Origin of the sequence: [Clostridium] hylemonae DSM 15053, from assembly GCF_008281175.1 — a bacterium.
Classification (GTDB): Bacteria; Bacillota; Clostridia; order Lachnospirales; family Lachnospiraceae; genus Extibacter; species Extibacter hylemonae.
Window position 1 is genome coordinate 2284971 of the sequence record NZ_CP036524.1, and the last position, 16049, is coordinate 2301019.

The window sequence follows — 16049 nt, forward strand, 5'->3', positions numbered from 1 at the left end:
GCTACTGCCATTGATTAAAGCTTAGAATTTCCTCCAGGCTCTTCCTGTTCTTTTTCCGCGGGGCTCCCTCTCTGGCCGGATGACCAACCGTTATGATGAGGCGCACAGTCCTCTCTGCCGGAATATCAAATGCCTTGTGCAGCTTCTCCTGGCTCATCGTCCCGATCATGCACGTGCCGAGTCCGATGGACGCAGCCTCACAGCAGAGCGCCATAGCCGCCATGCCGATATCCATCTGCGCAAAATGCTGGGATCCATAGTGCTCGCCGACACCGGGCATAAGATGCGCCTCATCCTCACAGATCAATATAAATGCCGGCACTTTATCTCCCCACGGGCAACCGGTCAGCTCTCCATCATAAAGCGCCTCCATCACCTTCCTGCGCGCCTCAGGTTCATCGACTATGATAAAACGCCACGGCTGGGCATTGCAGCCGCTGGGAGACAGCCGCGCCACATCCACCAGGCGGATCAGCATCTCTCTGGAAACCGGTTTTTCACTGTAGATCCTGCAGCTTTCCCTCTTCAATTGCATATCCATAAATTCCATAACTAACTCCTTTCTGCCACGAATTTGATAATATAAACTGTATTTTAAGAAAAAAAAGAACAGGCATAACCTGTTCCGTGAGAGCGACAGACGGGATTCGAACCCGCGACCCCGACCTTGGCAAGGTCGTACTCTACCAACTGAGCCACTGTCGCATATGTTGTGTTTTTGTTCCTCAGAACAATAACTAATATACTATATACTCTCCTAATTGTCAACACCTTTTTTGGGATTTTTTCCATTTTTATTTTTCCCGGCTGTCATCACAATCTTGCTGTGAGGGACGGACCCTTGTCCGCCCCCCTTATTCACTACTTTCCAGCTTTTATCTCCGCTGAATCAAGATTTATTTTTATTCCTTCCTCTCTGAGCACGTTCCTGATTTTCTTAAAAAGTTCCAGCACATCATTTTCATGCTTCATATTCTTTTTGTACTTTTTATAATATGTATAGTCTTTTGCTTTCATCTTTTTAAGATTGTTATGTCTGATATTCCAGGCAGTCACCATGCGCCCCCGGAAGATGAAGAAGCTGCCCCTTCCAATGCTGAAGCCGTTGTCAAGTGTCTCCGGAAGGTTCCGGATGACAAGCTGACTGTCCTTCATGATTTTCTTAAGCTTCTTTAAGCTCCTGCCGCTGAGCCTGGAGTCCCTGACTGCCTCTCTGCCTTTTCCTCCGGCATACGCCTCATAGCGCATTGTACCGTCCACGTCCACCGTAAGCGAGAACCCGGCGCTGCCGCTTTCAAACGCGCCGGACGACGGGGCCATGCGGTACCCGAACAGCACTTTGCCGCTTATCTCCGGCTGTCCATTCACCATCTCCGGTTTAGCGCACAGTTCTTCTGCTTCTTCGGCTGTTGCGTCAACGGCTGCAGTCTCTTCTGCCTCCATAATAGACGAGGAAGGCTCCTCCTTGGGTATCACACAGACACTTTCAGTCTCAGGAGGGGCTTTGTCCAAACCAGAGTCAATAACATTACCGGTCTCCGCTATCTCAACCAGCAATTTCTCCTCATTGTCAAATTTGTTCCACAAAATATGATAAATAATCAAAAAAATACAGATGAGACCAAGTTCCAACAGTGCAAAAGGACTTTGAAGGAACCTGACCAGTTTACCCGCATACGGGATGTGAAATTGGTAAGTGCCAAGGATATCCTCCCTGTAGGTTACATAATCGTCATACCGCTCAGCGTTTTCTGCTATCGTATAATACCTTTCCTTTCCCGTTTCATCTATCTCTTTCTTTTTGAAGTAATGCGTAAATATAACGTCATCACCAAGCCGGTCTACGCGGAAAGAAATAATCTCGTTCTCTTTTATCTCCTCTTCATCCCCTAAGTTCCTGACAACTACGAGGGAATCAACCGGTATGGTAGGTTCCATACTGTCTGTCAATATAACAAATGTCTGGTAACCAAGCCGTTCTTTCAATTGTTCAGGAAAAAAACGCATAACTGCTATATAAGTCAGCAGCCCTGCGATCAATATACCTGTAATTAAATTGCTAATAACTTTCAACACTTTTTTCATTCGTTTTACCAGACTTTACTGCTTATTTTTCCTCTATCTCATTATAAATGCCTGAAAGAAAAAATACCATCAATGGATGGCATTTTTTCTAATATCATATGATAAAACACTTAATAGCTTTATGGAGTTGATGGTGCATCACCTAAAGTTCCTGTAACTTCAACATTTAAAGCCTGCCCTGCGATTGCTTTTGCTTCGGGAGTATCATTAGGCGTTATTGTAACAGTATAAGTATTTGACGCTTCTACGCTTGGGTCTACATTATTAGTCACTGCATTATTTCCGGTACCGGTAATCTCTACAGTAAAGTTACCTGTCTGGTCTACATTTGAACCATCCGTGATTTTGCAACCCAATTTCAGCTGTTTATCTGCTGCATTAGCCAGTCCATCCACTTCAAAAGTTACATTCTTATTATAGCTGGGAGTCGCTTCCAATGAAGCCTTTGTCTCAGTAAACTCACCTATATCCTGTGTCTTAACCACAATAGGAGAGGCTACTGTAAGTGTTCCGTTTGATTTGGTACTCAGCGTATCCCACACCGCAAATGATCCGACCGTCGTAGCCACGATCGCCGCGGCTGTCAATAAACCTAATATCTTTTTCTTTCCTAATTTCTGCATATGTATTTCCTCCTCAATGATAGTACAGATTTTCTTAACCTGTCTATATTATAACGAATGAAATACATTTTGAATAATGCTTCTTTCTCATTCCTCCGCGATAAATAAAAGGCATCACAAACACTACCGCTTCAGTCCGCGTAATTCTCCATGAGAATATCGAGAAACCCTCTCGCCTGAACGGAAAGAATCTCTTTTTTGCGCTTGATCCACATGAGTTTTTTCCCCACGCCGCAATTATTGAGCATAAGACTGTCAATATGCCCCTTCTTAAGCTCGTCGATCTGCCATTTGCCGCCGAAGATAAACGCATCGGTTCGTTTGATCATACTGACAATGGCGTGATAATTATTTATGACTATCGTGCGCTTAAAATCCATCACCCGGATATCTCCAAGCGTGACAACCCGGTTTATATTTGAAAAATAATCATAAGGCAGATGCACATACGTGTGCTGAAGGAGTTCTTCGGGTTCAATGCATCCGCGCCCGTATAGCGGACTGTTGCCGCCGACGTGTACGTAAAGCGGGCTTGAAGCGATCTCATGCACTTCCAGCCCTTTGATCTCCAAAATCTTGTTCAGCGCAGGACACTGCTCTGTGTTCACGGCAATGATACCTATCTCCGCCTCCAGCTTTGACACATTTACAAGCACTTTTTCAATCGAAGTCTCATATATGGAAATGTTGGCATGCCGCGTCCGCAGATTCTCATAGAAATCCAGCATTATCTCATCTTTCAAAATAATATTTCCAACAGACAAGTCGAGTCTGTTCTGCATGAACTCCTTGTCCTTGAGTTTCAGCGCGTCGATCTCATTCAGCTGATTGATGACAGACTGGGCATAATAATACAGGCTTTCTCCTGTCGTTGTGAGGCTCACTCCGTGGTTGGAACGCACGAGCAGCCTCGTCCCCATCTCGTCCTCCAGATTCTGCATGGCCCTCGTAAGGTTCGGCTGGGTCACGTACAGCCGGTCCGCGGCCTTACGCATGCTTTTTTGTTCGGCTATCTCTACAAAATATTTTAAATGTTTCAGCTCCATACGATTACCTGAACGTTATTCCTGAACAGTTACGGAAAGTCCCAGCTCCTCGAGCTGCTTCTCTTCCACAGCGGTCGGCGCCTCTGTCATCAGGTCTGAGGCATCCTTTACCTTCGGGAACGCGATGACGTCACGGATACTGTCCTCCTTCGCCATAAGCATGACCATACGGTCGAGACCATAGGCAAGTCCTGCATGAGGGGGCACTCCGTATTTAAACGCGTTCAGCAGAAAGCCGAACTGCTCCTGCGCTTTTTCCGGCGTAAAGCCGAGTACCTCAAACATCTTGTTCTGCACGTCCTGATGATAGATCCTGACGCTTCCGCCGCCGATTTCATTTCCGTTCAGCACAATGTCATAAGCCTTTGCCCGCACTCTGCCCGGGTCAGTGTCAATATATTCCAGGTCCTCCTCCATCGGCATCGTGAACGGATGGTGCATGGCTGTATAACGTTCCTGCTCCTCATTCCACTCAAGCAGCGGAAATTCTGTCACCCAGAGGAACTTATACTCGCTCTTGTCGAGAAGCTCCATCTGACGCGCCAGTTCAAGACGCAGATTGCCGAGCACATCCCAAACGACTTTATTTTTATCTGCCGCAAAGAGAAGCAGGTCGCCGTTCTCTCCGCCCATAGCCTCGATCAGCCCCGACATCTCCTCTTCCTTCATGAATTTCGCGAATGAAGACTTCACCGAACCGTCTTCCTGTACCGCAATATAGGCAAGTCCCTTTGCCCCGAAATCTCTGGCAAAATCCACCAGCTTGTCGATCTTCTTGCGGGGCATGCCGCCCTGTCCTTTTGCGTTGATCCCCCGCACAGTACCGCCATTTTCTATGGCGCCTTTGAACACGGCGAACTCACAGTCCTTCACCACATCCGTCACATCTGTAAGCTCCATGCCAAAACGCGTATCCGGCTTGTCCGAGCCGTACCTGTCCATGGCTTCCTGCCATGTCATTCTCGGAATCGGAAGCACAACTTCCACGCCAAGTACGTCCTTGAAGAGCTTTGCGAGCAGCCTTTCATTCACATCGATGACATCGTCCACGTCCACAAAGGAAAGCTCCATGTCGATCTGTGTAAATTCCGGCTGTCTGTCCGCCCGCAGATCCTCATCGCGGAAACATTTTGCGATCTGAAAATATCGGTCATACCCGGAACACATGAGCAGCTGCTTAAAAAGCTGCGGAGACTGCGGCAGAGCATAGAAATGCCCCTGGTGGATACGGCTTGGCACAAGGTAATCCCTCGCCCCTTCCGGCGTGCTCCCGATCAATATAGGCGTCTCTATCTCAAGGAAGCCTTCTTCCGCCAGGAACTGGCGGGTGAGCGTAGCCACCTGGCTTCTCATGATCATATTCTTCTGAAGATCCGGTCTTCTCAGATCAAGGTAGCGGTATTTCAGCCGCACTTCCTCTTTTGTTTTGGAGTTCTCCTCGATCGGAAACGGCGGTGTCTCGGACTCGGACAAAATACGCAGCTGTGACGGAATGATCTCAATATCTCCTGTGGAGAGATTTTCATTTACCGCGCCGGAGCGCTTCTTAACCTCCCCTGTGACCGCCACTACAAATTCCGCGCGCAGCTTCGCCGCCTTCTCGATAAGGCCGGAGTCTGTGCTGCCTTCCTCAAACACGATCTGTATGATGCCTGAACGGTCTCTCACATCAATAAATACGAGCCCTCCTTTATTGCGGTTCTTCTGCACCCAGCCCATCACCGTCACAGTCTGTCCCGCATTTGCGCCGGACAGTTCACCGCAGCGGTGTGTTCTCTTTATTCCCTGCATTGATTCTGCCATAATCTCATTCTCCTTATATTCTTTTGAATTATAAACTGTCGATGGAATCGCAGTAGCACTCGATGATCTGTGTGTATCCTTCCGACTCCAGCTGTTCTTTCTGAAATTTCTTATTCTTTTTCATATTAGCGATCATAACCTGAAGGCCGTTTTCACGGTCAGCCCTGGCAAGACTGAGCACTCTGAGCATTCCCTCCGGGGAAAGCTTTTTCTCCAGCAGATATGCTTTCTTCGCGCCCTTTCCGGGCACTTCATAGCCATTTTCCAGAAGCAGCATCACAATACGCTCAAATCCGATGGAAAAGCCGCAGGCCGGCGTATCCTGGCCGGTAAATCTGCCTATCATCTTATCATATCTTCCGCCCCCGGCCACAGAGCCGCCGAACTCATCCATCGTCACTTCAAAGATAGTTCCTGTATAATACGACTGGCCCCTCACAAGGGTCGGATCGAACTTCATCTGAAAATCCGCTTCTTTTGCCGCCTCTACACTTGAAATGATAAGCTCCATCCCGTCTGCGGTCTCCGCAGGAAGATGCGCTCCGAGCTTCTCCCTCAGGTAGCCGATCCCCTCCACGCCCGGGGATATCTCATCGAACAGCTTAAGATATGTGTCCACATTCTCTTTTGCGTAACCAAGCTCCTGCAGTTCCGCAGACACTCCCTCGCTTCCGATCTTATCCATTTTATCCAGAATGATGAACACTTCATCGTAATCTTCTTCTTTAAAACCGCTGTACGCGGCCATTGCTTTCAAAATGTTGCGGTCGTTGATACACACCGTAAAGTTTTTAAGGTTAAGCTTTCCGAGCATGGCGGTCGTCGCCAGAATAAGCTCGATCTCCGCGAGATTGCTCTGTTCACCGAGAATATCGATGTCACACTGCATAAACTGGCGGAACCGTCCTCTCTGCGGGCGGTCGGCGCGCCAGACATTGCCGATCTGCATCGCCTTAAACGGGGACGGCAGCTCGTTTGCATGGTTTGCGTAATATCTTGCAAGCGGTACGGTCAAGTCATAGCGCAGCCCCCCGTCGACGAGGTCATTTTCTTCTTTCGCGTCTTCTATCTTAAGCTTCTCCCCGCGCTTTAATATTTTAAATATAAGCTTCTCATTGTCTCCGCCCTGTTTACTGCACAGGTTTTCAATGTGCTCCACACAGGGTGTCTCCATGGAAGAAAAGCCGTACGTCTTATACGTCTCCTTAATGAGCCAGATGACATGATCCCTGATCTCCATTTCCTTAGGGAGCATGTCCTTCATTCCGGTAACCGGTTTCTTCTTTAATGCCATAACCATTCTCCTTTTCGTTCTATCATCTCACCGATACGTGCGATATAAGCATCGATCGCCTTCACATTCTCTATACGCACCAGATTCGTCTTCTTACCGTTTTTACTGCCCGGCAGTTCTGCCGCCTCCTTCAGCACGATCTTCGTGGAAGCCCCCGCCCCTGCGGCAATAATGGATTGTTTTTCCTCCATAATAAGTATATTGTATATTCCTGCTTTGTCAACCTTTGCATAGCCAACATTTTCAAAATTACCCGCAATATTCTTCTGGCGGTAAAGATAATACGGCAGAAGGCCCATGCGGCGCGCGCTTTCAGCCGCCGCGCGGATCATCTCCGTCATGACCTGCGCCATTGTACCGGTATCTCTCTCCAGCGCTTCCACATAGCCCCGGGCGCTCTGCTCCTGTCCCATCTGTGCGGCGCGCTTGATGGCAAGGGAATGCACCGTCAGGCTGTCCGGCGCCAGTGCCTCAGCCTGGCGGAGCGTATCACGCATATCCGCGGCAGACTCCCCCGGAAGTCCTGCGATCAGGTCCATGTTGATATTGTCGAACCCGGTCTCTCTTGCCAGCGCGTAAGTCCGGACAATATCCTCCACTGTATGGCGGCGTCCGATCAAGTCAAGAGTCTTCTGCTGCATACTCTGCGGATTAATGGAAATCCGCGTGATGCGGTGGCGGTACAGTACGCTCAGCTTCTCTTTTGTGATACTGTCGGGGCGCCCCGCCTCCACCGTGTATTCCAAAAGATGTTCTCTGGAAAAATTACTGTCTATACAGTCCAGCAGCCGCTCCAGCTGACACGCCGTCAGCGTCGTCGGCGTACCGCCGCCGATATACACGGTGTTCAGCTTCTTCCCGGCGGACACTTTGCCGATGTAGGCCAGTTCCTTCATAAGGGCGTCCAGATAGTCTTCCACCCTGTCCTTCCACGCTTCAAGCGCGCCGGAGCTGAACGAACAGTAAGTACAGACAGAAGGACAGAAGGGTATCCCTACATAGAGACTGTATCCGTCTTCATAGTCGAGCTGCTCAAGCAGCGCCTTCTCTCTGCCCGCGATCTCCCATGCAAGCTGTGCCTTCTCTCCGCTCACAAAATACTGCTCCTGAAATGAGCGGAGGAACTCCTCCATCTGCGCGCCGCCCTCCAGCTCCTTCATGGCGATCTTAGAAGGCCGCACTCCGGTCAGAAGGCCCCACGCAAGGGAGCGGCCGGTGTACTGTTCCAGCCCGGTGTAAATCTCCCTGTCCACACAGCGTTTTCTCTCCTGCCGGTCTGCACAGCGGTCCGCCGCGCGCTCTGCCAAAAGAACCGTACCGTCAGGCAGCGTGACGCGGACCGCGTCCGCACAGGTCCGCTCAACGCTCTGTTCCACCTTTTCAGACGGAAAGAACGCCTTCGTGATATGGTAAACATTATATGTATACAGTTCATCACTGCAGATGATCTCAATCATAACCTAACCTCTTCATGTCTATAGGGACAGGATAAAATGCAATTCGGGACGTAACCCTCCTGCAAGGTGTTACGTCCCTTTTTTATAACGTCCCCTTTTTATAGAAATGGATTGTGACTTTTCTCATAACCGATTGTCGTCTCGCCCATGTGACCCGGATATACGAGCACGTCATCCGGCAGCACCATAAGCTTTTCTCTGATTCCCCTCACCAGATCCGACATGCTGCCGAGCGGAAAGTCCGTCCTTCCGACAGAGCTCTGAAAGAGTGTATCCCCGCTGAACAATACTTTCTCAGCCTCCGCATAATAACACACGCCCCCGGGCGTATGTCCCGGCGTGTGCAGCACTTTGAACTCAAATCCCGCCGTCTTAAGCGTCTCGTTGTCCTCTATATATGTGGCACTGCCAAACGTATAGCCCGACGTGTAGACACCGGACTGGTTAAGCCCGGGGTCCTTAATAAGCTGCTCGTCGTCTCTGTGCAGATATACCGGCACGTCATACTCCTTCAGGAAGCCGTCCAGACCCATGATGTGGTCGAAATGTCCGTGTGTCAGAAGGACAGCCTCTATTTTCAGCCCTTCGCTTTTTATATGCCCCATCAGGTAAGACGGGCACGCCGCCGGATCGATCACGGCTGTCTGTCTTGTCTCTTCATTGACCGCCAGATAACAGTTCGTACTGATGATCCCCGTAACAAATTTCTCTACTTTCATGTAATCCTCTCTCACTTAGCCTGTTGTTCTCTCTATATCCATAACGCCTTCCACCTGGCGCAGCTTCTTTACTATCGTGTCCAGTTCTTCCCTTCCGTGCACGATAAAGCCGGTCTCGATCGTCGCCGTTCCCTGCTTGCTCGTGCGCACGTTCATGGACTTCACATCCACCGTCGCCTCGGTAAATATCTTGGACATCTCCATGAGAAGCCCCTGCCTGTCATGCGCAAACATCTTGATCTCCGCCAGGTACTGTCCGCCGTTCTGCTCCGCCACTTCGCTTTCCCACTCCGCGTCGATGAGCCGGACACGCTCGCCCTCGGTCAGATGTATCATATTCACACAGTCTGTCCTGTGGATGGACAATCCCCGCCCGCGGGTCACAAACCCGACGATCTCATCTCCCGGAACCGGGTTGCAGCATCTGGAGAAACGGACCGCCATATCGTCGATCCCTTTGACGACGATACCGCTCTTTGATTTGGCGATATGCACTTTGTTCTTGGACGCTTCCGCCACACGTTCCAGTACGACTTCGTCGGTCATCTCCTGCTTGTGTTCCTTGCCGTACTCTTCCACAAGGCGGTTCACGACCTGTCCTTCCTTCAGTCCTCCGTGTCCGATGGCCGCCAGCACAGACTCCCAGTCTTTAAAACCGTATTTCTTCTGCACGATCTCCATGTACCTGTTGATCATGATATCGCTCTGGGTGATCGCCTTTGCTTTACAGTAGGCGGCGATCATCTCCTTGCCCTTTACGATATTGCTCTCCTTGAATTCCTTCTTGAACCACTGGTTGATCTTGTTTTTCGCCTGTGTGCTCTTTACAATGCCCAGCCAGTCCCGGCTCGGGCCCTTGGAATTCTGGGAAGTCAGGATCTCTATCCTGTCCCCGTTCTGTATCTTATAGTCTATATTGACCAGCTTTCCGTTGACGCGGGCTCCTACCATCTTATTGCCGACCGCACTGTGGATGGCATATGCAAAATCGATCGGCGTGGAGCCGTTCGGAAGATTCTTGACGTCCCCCTGTGGGGTAAAGCAGTACACATCCTCGGCAAACAAGTCCAGATCGCCTTTGAGCAGATTTAAGAATTCCCTGTTGTCGGACATGTCTCTCTGCCATTCGAGGATCTGCCGAAGCCAACTCAGCTTCTCCTCTTCCTGCGCCTGTACGCTCTTCTTGCCGTCATTGGATTCTTTGTATTTCCAGTGGGCGGCAATACCATATTCCGCCGTCTTGTGCATTTCCTCCGTACGGATCTGTATTTCAAACGGCTGCCCGACCGAACTCATAAGCGTCGTGTGAAGCGACTGGTACATATTCGGCTTCGGCATTGCAATATAGTCTTTAAAACGCCCCGGTATCGGCGTATACATCTCGTGGATCACACCGAGCGCGGCGTAACAGTCCTTTACAGAATCTACGATGATCCGCACGGCGAACAGGTCATATATCTGGTCCACCGTCTTCTCCTGGTTCACCATCTTCTTATATATGCTGAAGAAATGCTTCACCCGGCCGTTGACGTCTGCCTTTATGTTGGCGTTCTTCATATGTGTGGACACTTCATCTACGATCTGCTGTACAAACTCCTCGCGCTCCGTCTTCCTCGAATTGATCTGATTCACAAGATCAAAAAACACTTCCGGCTGTGAATACTTGAGCGCCAGATCGTCAAGTTCTGTCTTGATCTTGGATATACCGAGTCTCTGGGCGATCGGAGCATAGATATCCATCGTCTCCTTTGCCTTTTCCTTCTGCTTGGCCGGCGTCATAAACTGTAGCGTCCGCATGTTGTGCAGCCGGTCCGCAAGCTTGATGATAATGACCCGGATATCCTTTGCCATGGCAAGAAACATCTTTCTTAGATTTTCCGCCTGTACTTCCAGTTTATCCGAAGAATAAGAAAGCCGGCCGAGCTTTGTGACCCCGTCCACCAGAAGCGCAACTTCTTCCCCGAAATTCTTTTTTATCTCTTCTTCCGATACAGATGTATCCTCCACGACATCGTGGAGCATTCCTGCCGCGATCGTCTCCTTATCCATCTCCAGATTGGCCAGGATGATGGCGACCCAGAGCGGATGGACAATGTACGGCTCTCCGGACTTGCGGCACTGGTCCCCGTGCGCTTTCCTGGCTGTCTCATACGCCTTCTCTATCATGGATACATCCGTTGAAGGATGGTACTTCCGGATACGGGCAATTAACATGTCATAAAGCTGGTCCGGATCTTCATAATCTCCGGGAGCCTTCACGGCGTGCCCGTCCACAATTTCCAGTCCCTTTGAGATCTCATCCGCAATGGATTCCGGTGCTATGCGGTTTTCTGACTCATATATCATTTTCTCTGACATATTAATGCCTCCTTCCTTTTCAAATTTTAATTCTGTCATTTGCCTGGATAAGCTATCACGGATTCCACATCATATCCCTTCAGCCGCTTTCTTCCTTCCAGACCGGATAATTCCATAAGGAATACTGCCTTCACCACTTTGCCGCCCAGCCCTTCAACGAGCTTAATCATAGCCTCATTCGTCCCGCCTGTGGCGATCAGGTCATCGATGATGACGACCTTCTGCCCTTCCTTGACCGCATCTCTGTGTATCTCAAGCTCCGCGGTCCCGTACTCCAGCTCATATTGGATAGAGACTGTCTCACATGGCAGCTTTCCTTTCTTTCTGATCGGAATAAACGGTTTATGCAGATTATATGCAATAGGGACACCAAAGATAAACCCTCTCGACTCCGGACCCACGACCACGTCAAATTCCACACCGTCAAGCTTTTCCTGCATCAGGTCAACGGCAAGATGCAGGCCGTCCGCATCCTGGAGCACGCTCGTGACATCCCTGAAAATGATACCCTGCTCCGGGAAGTCCGGAATACTCCTTACATACTCTTCTATTGGTTTCATGACACCCTCTCCATTCTCTCATATAAATACAAAAATAGTATAACATTAGTTTATGTAATTTTCAAACAATTCTATACATCTCCGACAGTTTACTGGTAATGCGTGATAACGATCTGCATTGTCCGGCTCCCCATATACTCATTTACTTCCGGATAATACGTCACAGACAGTGTCATTTTGCTTCTTCGCCGGCCCAGGAACTGTTTCAGCGCCTCTTTGCCGTATTGTTCCTCCAGATAGGAGCAGAACCGGCCGGTATCACCGAAATAAACAGCCTCAGTCTCATTTCCCGCCGCATCCTTCACGCGCATCTTCAGCACATTTCTATTCTTTCCAAATATCTGTCCGCCGAGCAGTTCCACCTTTCTCGCGGCAAATACCGGCTTTTTATTTCCATTTCCGAAAGGCTCCAGATACTTGAGCTCTCTGACGATATCCTCTGTGACACAGGAGAACGGCATCTCCATATCGATCACTACTTTTTCCCGCATGTCGCTTTCCTTGAGCGTACAGTTTTCATTCAGCCGCCTGCGAAACTGCTCCACATTCTCTTTCTCCAGCGAAAACCCGGCCGCCATCATATGACCGCCGTACTTTGTCAAAAGCTCCCTGCAGCCTGCCAGTTCTTCGTACATGTGATAAGCTTCGATGGAACGCCCGGAACCTTTCACCCCGTCTTCCGCGTCTGTCATGACGTATGCCGGGCGGCAGTAGCGCTCCCGCAGCCTTCCCGCCACGATGCCCGCCAGGCTTTCATGACAGTCCGGCAGGTATACCGCCAGAACCCGGTCCTTTCCGAGAGACGTCGTCTCGATCATCTGTACTGCCTGCTCTACCGCGGCGGCTGTCATCTCTTTCCGGCTGTCATTCAATGCCTTTAAGTCTCCCGCCAGTATGTCCGCCTCTTTTTTACGTTCCGCACAGAGCAGGTCAAGCGCGCGCTTCGCTGTATCCAGTCTTCCGCCCGCATTCAAACACGGTCCGAGGACGAAACCGATATGGTAAGAGTTCAGCTTTTCCCGGTCTATGCCGGTACACTCAATGAGAGCGCCAAGTCCCGGATTTACCGTTCTTCTCAGACGTTCCAGCCCTTCCCTGACAAGGATCCGGTTCTCATCTACCAGCTCCATCACATCTCCCACTGTGGCGACCGCCACATTTTCCAAAAGGTCGTCCAGATCATCCGCCTCATTTCCCATAGCCTCGTACAACGCCTCTATGAGCTTGTAGGCAACTGCCGCCCCGCACAGTCCCTTGAACGGGTAGCCGCAGCCCGGCTGCTTCGGGTCAATGACCGCGTCGGCGGCGGGAAGTATATAATTCTTTTCCTCCCCCTCCGACTCATATGGCACCTCATGGTGGTCTGTCACAATGACCGTCATGCCGAGCCGTTTGCCGTAGGCGATCTCCTCACTGGCCGCGATTCCGTTATCACAGGTCACGATCGTGTCTATGCCGTCCCTGTATGCCCGTTCGATCAGTTCAATGTTCAGCCCGTAGCCGTCCTTTATCCGGTCCGGTATGTCACTGTCCGCACAAGCCCCTGATTTTCTCAGACCTTTCAGCAGAATATAAGTGGCGTTCACTCCGTCTATGTCGTAGTCTCCAATAATACGGATCTTCCTGTTTTCTTCTATCTTCTCCCGGAGGATCTCCACCGCCTTGTCCATATCCTTCATGAGCATTCCGTCATACAGGTCGGTGATCGTTCCGTTCAGATAACGGTCCACCGCCTCCGGCCCGATCACATCCCGGTTTCTGATCAGGCAGGCCAGCCTTGGACTGATGCCGAACTTTCTCCCCAGTTCCTCGAAATCAGCTCCCTTTCTGAGCAGTATCCACTGTTCCATATCTTTTCCTCCACCAAAACAGCCACAGCCATATAAATATGGCCATGGCTGATATACTGTGTTTCTTTTGTCTATCTCTTTTTCTTTGTTTCCGCCGCTTTCTTTCCGATCTTTGTCCTCATGACATACCAGAGCGCGCCGGTGATGCAGACAGAGGAATACGCGCCGCAGATAATACCTACCATGAGCGGAAGTGCGAACTCCCGGATAGAGCTTACGCCCATCACGAACAGTATGGCCACCATGACAAATGTCGTCAGAGAAGTGTAGATACTTCTCGTCAGTGTCTGTGTGATACTCTTGTTCACCACGTCCACAAGCTCCGTCGTCTTGGATCTCAGGCGCAGTTCCTCCCGGATACGGTCAAAGATGACGATCGTGGCATTGATCGAGTAACCTACGATCGTGAGCATACACGCGATAAATGTATTGCCCACAGAGATTCTGGCAACCGCATAGAAGGTCAGCACGACGAGCACATCGTGCAGCAGCGCGGTAACCGCACTTGCGGCAAAGCGGATATCCTTGAACCTGAACCAGATGTATATGAGCATGAAGATCGTAGCGACGATCACTGCCATGATCGCATCCTGCCTCATCTCGTTACTGATCGTGGAACTGATATTCTCCGCGGTAATGAGCGACTCATCTACTTTAAATTTGTCGGCAAGCGCTTTGTTCAGCGCCTCGCGCACATCCAGTCCAAGCGTTTTCGTCTTAATGATGACCTGATTAGTATCTGCAACCTTCTGTGTCTGGACATTGGCGTCTCCGGTCACTTCCTCGACAACAGGCACGATCTCTTTGTCTATCTCTTCGATCGTATAGTCTTTGTTAAACGTCACATTCGTGGAAGTACCACCCTCAAATTCCAGACTGTAGGCAAACGCTCCCTTTCCTTTTGAGCCGTTCACGCCCATGAATACGAATCCAAGTATGACGACCGCAAGCGACAGGGCAAAAAACCATTTCTTCCTGCCGAGGAAGTCAATGGGCTTTCTCTCTTTTCTCGGACGGTAATACAGCTTCTCTTTCCTGAGTCCTACCGCATAGAACGCATACACGATCATCCGTGTGATCACAAGCGCGGTAAACATGGACACGATAATACCGATCGCCAGCGTCTGCGCAAAGCCCTTTACCGAACCGGAACCTTTGAACCAGAGTACCGCCGCGGCAATGAGTGTTGTCACATTGCCGTCCACGATAGCGGACATGGCTTTCTGAAAGCCCGTCTTAAGAGAATTGCGGACGCTCTTCCCCTTTGACATCTCTTCCCGCACGCGGGCAAATATAATAACATTGGCATCGACCGCCATACCGATACTCAGGATAATACCCGCAATACCCGGCAGCGTCAGCGTTACGTTGAATGCATTTAAGATCACAAGCACCAGCCCGGTGTAGATGATCAGCGCAAGACTGGATGCGAGACCCGGCAGAAGATACACGCATATCATAAAGAGAAATACGATAGCCAGACCAATGGCCCCCGCCTTTAAGCTTGTGCTGATCGCCTGTTCTCCAAGCTGCGCGCCGACCACGTTGGAACGCAGTTCCTCCAGTTCCAGCTTCAGTCCGCCGATACGGATGGTGGAGGCAAGGCTCTCCGCCTCTTCATAGCTGAAGTTGCCTGTAATATAGGCCTGTCCGCCGGTGATGGCTGTCTGTACGGTAGGACTGCTGATCGTCTCCCCGTCATAGATGATGGAGATCGGCTTTCCTACATTTGCTTCCGTCGCCTCCGCGAATTTCTTCGTTCCCTCTTCGTTCAGGTCAAGCTCTACGCTGTATTCCTTATTGCCCATATCGTCTTCACCGGCACGGGCCGAAGCAGTCTTTACATCAGAACCTGTGATCACCGTCTCATTGTCCTGTGTCTGGAATACGAGAGAACCCGGCTTTCCAAGTTCATCCAGGATCGCGTTGGCATCGCTTACACCCGGGATCTCGATATTGATCCTGTCATCGCCCTCCTGATATACGTTCGCTTCTGTGCTGTACTGCTCCACACGCTTCTGAAGCTTGTAGATCGTATCCCGCATCTCTTCTTCCGACGGGTTCTTGTCTTTTACCTGGTAAGTGATGCTCACACCGCCCGCCAGGTCAAGGCCGAGCTTAATGTTTTCCGCAGAACCGGTCTTGCCTTTACCGAATCCTGCCACCGTTGTGAATGCGAGCAGTGCTATGAGAGCCGCCGCCACAACAAGACTAAGTATGCCTTTACTCTTCTTCATGGTCTACTTCCTTTCTC

At 50.3% G+C, this 16049-nt stretch carries 12 protein-coding genes and 1 tRNA gene; all 13 read right to left on the reverse strand.

What is annotated here, in order from left to right; genetic code table 11:
• Nucleotide 1: 1 nt before the first annotated feature.
• Nucleotides 2–541 carry a nitroreductase family protein gene (locus LAJLEIBI_RS10605; RefSeq protein WP_170254064.1) on the reverse strand — a complete coding sequence of 180 codons (540 nt, stop codon included), beginning with the start codon at nt 539–541 and terminating at the stop codon, nt 2–4.
• A 91-nt stretch (nt 542–632) separates the two neighbouring features.
• Nucleotides 633–705 (reverse strand) — tRNA-Gly (locus LAJLEIBI_RS10610).
• Nucleotides 706–861: 156 nt separating this feature from the next.
• Nucleotides 862–2085, reverse strand: a complete 1224-nt coding sequence (locus tag LAJLEIBI_RS10615) for a S24/S26 family peptidase (RefSeq protein WP_006442041.1) — start codon at nt 2083–2085, stop codon at nt 862–864.
• A gap of 119 nt (nt 2086–2204) precedes the next feature.
• The gene (locus tag LAJLEIBI_RS10620; RefSeq protein WP_006442042.1) at nt 2205–2708 is read right to left on the reverse strand and encodes a hypothetical protein; all 504 of its coding nucleotides are present in this window, start codon (nt 2706–2708) and stop codon (nt 2205–2207) included.
• Between the two features lie 131 nt (nt 2709–2839).
• A complete protein-coding gene (locus LAJLEIBI_RS10625; RefSeq protein ID WP_006442043.1) occupies nt 2840–3754 on the reverse strand; it encodes a LysR family transcriptional regulator in 915 nt (304 codons plus the stop codon).
• 15 nt (nt 3755–3769) lie between these two features.
• Nucleotides 3770–5557 (reverse strand): aspartate--tRNA ligase, encoded by a 1788-nt coding sequence (aspS, locus tag LAJLEIBI_RS10630; RefSeq protein WP_006442044.1) that lies wholly within the window; start codon nt 5555–5557, stop codon nt 3770–3772.
• A gap of 28 nt (nt 5558–5585) precedes the next feature.
• The gene (gene hisS / locus LAJLEIBI_RS10635; protein WP_006442045.1) at nt 5586–6857 is read right to left on the reverse strand and encodes a histidine--tRNA ligase; all 1272 of its coding nucleotides are present in this window, start codon (nt 6855–6857) and stop codon (nt 5586–5588) included.
• A complete protein-coding gene (gene hemZ / locus LAJLEIBI_RS10640; RefSeq protein ID WP_006442046.1) occupies nt 6842–8308 on the reverse strand; it encodes a coproporphyrinogen dehydrogenase HemZ in 1467 nt (488 codons plus the stop codon). Before hemZ ends, hisS begins: the two co-directional genes overlap by 16 nt.
• A 98-nt stretch (nt 8309–8406) precedes the next feature.
• Entirely contained in the window at nt 8407–9027 is a 621-nt protein-coding gene (locus LAJLEIBI_RS10645) for an MBL fold metallo-hydrolase (RefSeq protein ID WP_040434713.1), read from the reverse strand.
• 15 nt (nt 9028–9042) lie between these two features.
• Nucleotides 9043–11385 carry a RelA/SpoT family protein gene (locus LAJLEIBI_RS10650; protein ID WP_040434714.1) on the reverse strand — a complete coding sequence of 781 codons (2343 nt, stop codon included), beginning with the start codon at nt 11383–11385 and terminating at the stop codon, nt 9043–9045.
• 35 nt (nt 11386–11420) lie between these two features.
• Nucleotides 11421–11945, reverse strand: coding sequence for an adenine phosphoribosyltransferase (locus LAJLEIBI_RS10655; protein WP_006442049.1), 525 nt, complete (start codon nt 11943–11945; stop codon nt 11421–11423).
• An 89-nt stretch (nt 11946–12034) separates the two neighbouring features.
• Nucleotides 12035–13795, reverse strand: a complete 1761-nt coding sequence (gene recJ, locus LAJLEIBI_RS10660; protein ID WP_006442050.1) for a single-stranded-DNA-specific exonuclease RecJ — start codon at nt 13793–13795, stop codon at nt 12035–12037.
• A gap of 71 nt (nt 13796–13866) precedes the next feature.
• The gene (locus LAJLEIBI_RS10665) at nt 13867–16032 is read right to left on the reverse strand and encodes a protein translocase subunit SecDF (RefSeq protein WP_006442051.1); all 2166 of its coding nucleotides are present in this window, start codon (nt 16030–16032) and stop codon (nt 13867–13869) included.
• Nucleotides 16033–16049: the final 17 nt, after the last annotated feature.

What these genes read in the sequence shown, in the direction of transcription:
- LAJLEIBI_RS10645 (WP_040434713.1), bottom strand. Translation starts at nt 9,027, where the DNA reads ATGAAAGTAGAGAAATTTGTTACGGGGATCATCAGTACGAACTGTTAT.
- hemZ (WP_006442046.1), bottom strand. Translation starts at nt 8,308, where the DNA reads ATGATTGAGATCATCTGCAGTGATGAACTGTATACATATAATGTTTAC.
- hisS (WP_006442045.1), bottom strand. Translation starts at nt 6,857, where the DNA reads ATGGTTATGGCATTAAAGAAGAAACCGGTTACCGGAATGAAGGACATG.
- LAJLEIBI_RS10605 (WP_170254064.1), bottom strand. Translation starts at nt 541, where the DNA reads ATGGATATGCAATTGAAGAGGGAAAGCTGCAGGATCTACAGTGAAAAA.
- LAJLEIBI_RS10650 (WP_040434714.1), bottom strand. Translation starts at nt 11,385, where the DNA reads ATGTCAGAGAAAATGATATATGAGTCAGAAAACCGCATAGCACCGGAA.
- LAJLEIBI_RS10620 (WP_006442042.1), bottom strand. Translation starts at nt 2,708, where the DNA reads ATGCAGAAATTAGGAAAGAAAAAGATATTAGGTTTATTGACAGCCGCG.
- LAJLEIBI_RS10665 (WP_006442051.1), bottom strand. Translation starts at nt 16,032, where the DNA reads ATGAAGAAGAGTAAAGGCATACTTAGTCTTGTTGTGGCGGCGGCTCTC.
- recJ (WP_006442050.1), bottom strand. Translation starts at nt 13,795, where the DNA reads ATGGAACAGTGGATACTGCTCAGAAAGGGAGCTGATTTCGAGGAACTG.
- aspS (WP_006442044.1), bottom strand. Translation starts at nt 5,557, where the DNA reads ATGGCAGAATCAATGCAGGGAATAAAGAGAACACACCGCTGCGGTGAA.
- LAJLEIBI_RS10625 (WP_006442043.1), bottom strand. Translation starts at nt 3,754, where the DNA reads ATGGAGCTGAAACATTTAAAATATTTTGTAGAGATAGCCGAACAAAAA.
- LAJLEIBI_RS10615 (WP_006442041.1), bottom strand. Translation starts at nt 2,085, where the DNA reads ATGAAAAAAGTGTTGAAAGTTATTAGCAATTTAATTACAGGTATATTG.
- LAJLEIBI_RS10655 (WP_006442049.1), bottom strand. Translation starts at nt 11,945, where the DNA reads ATGAAACCAATAGAAGAGTATGTAAGGAGTATTCCGGACTTCCCGGAG.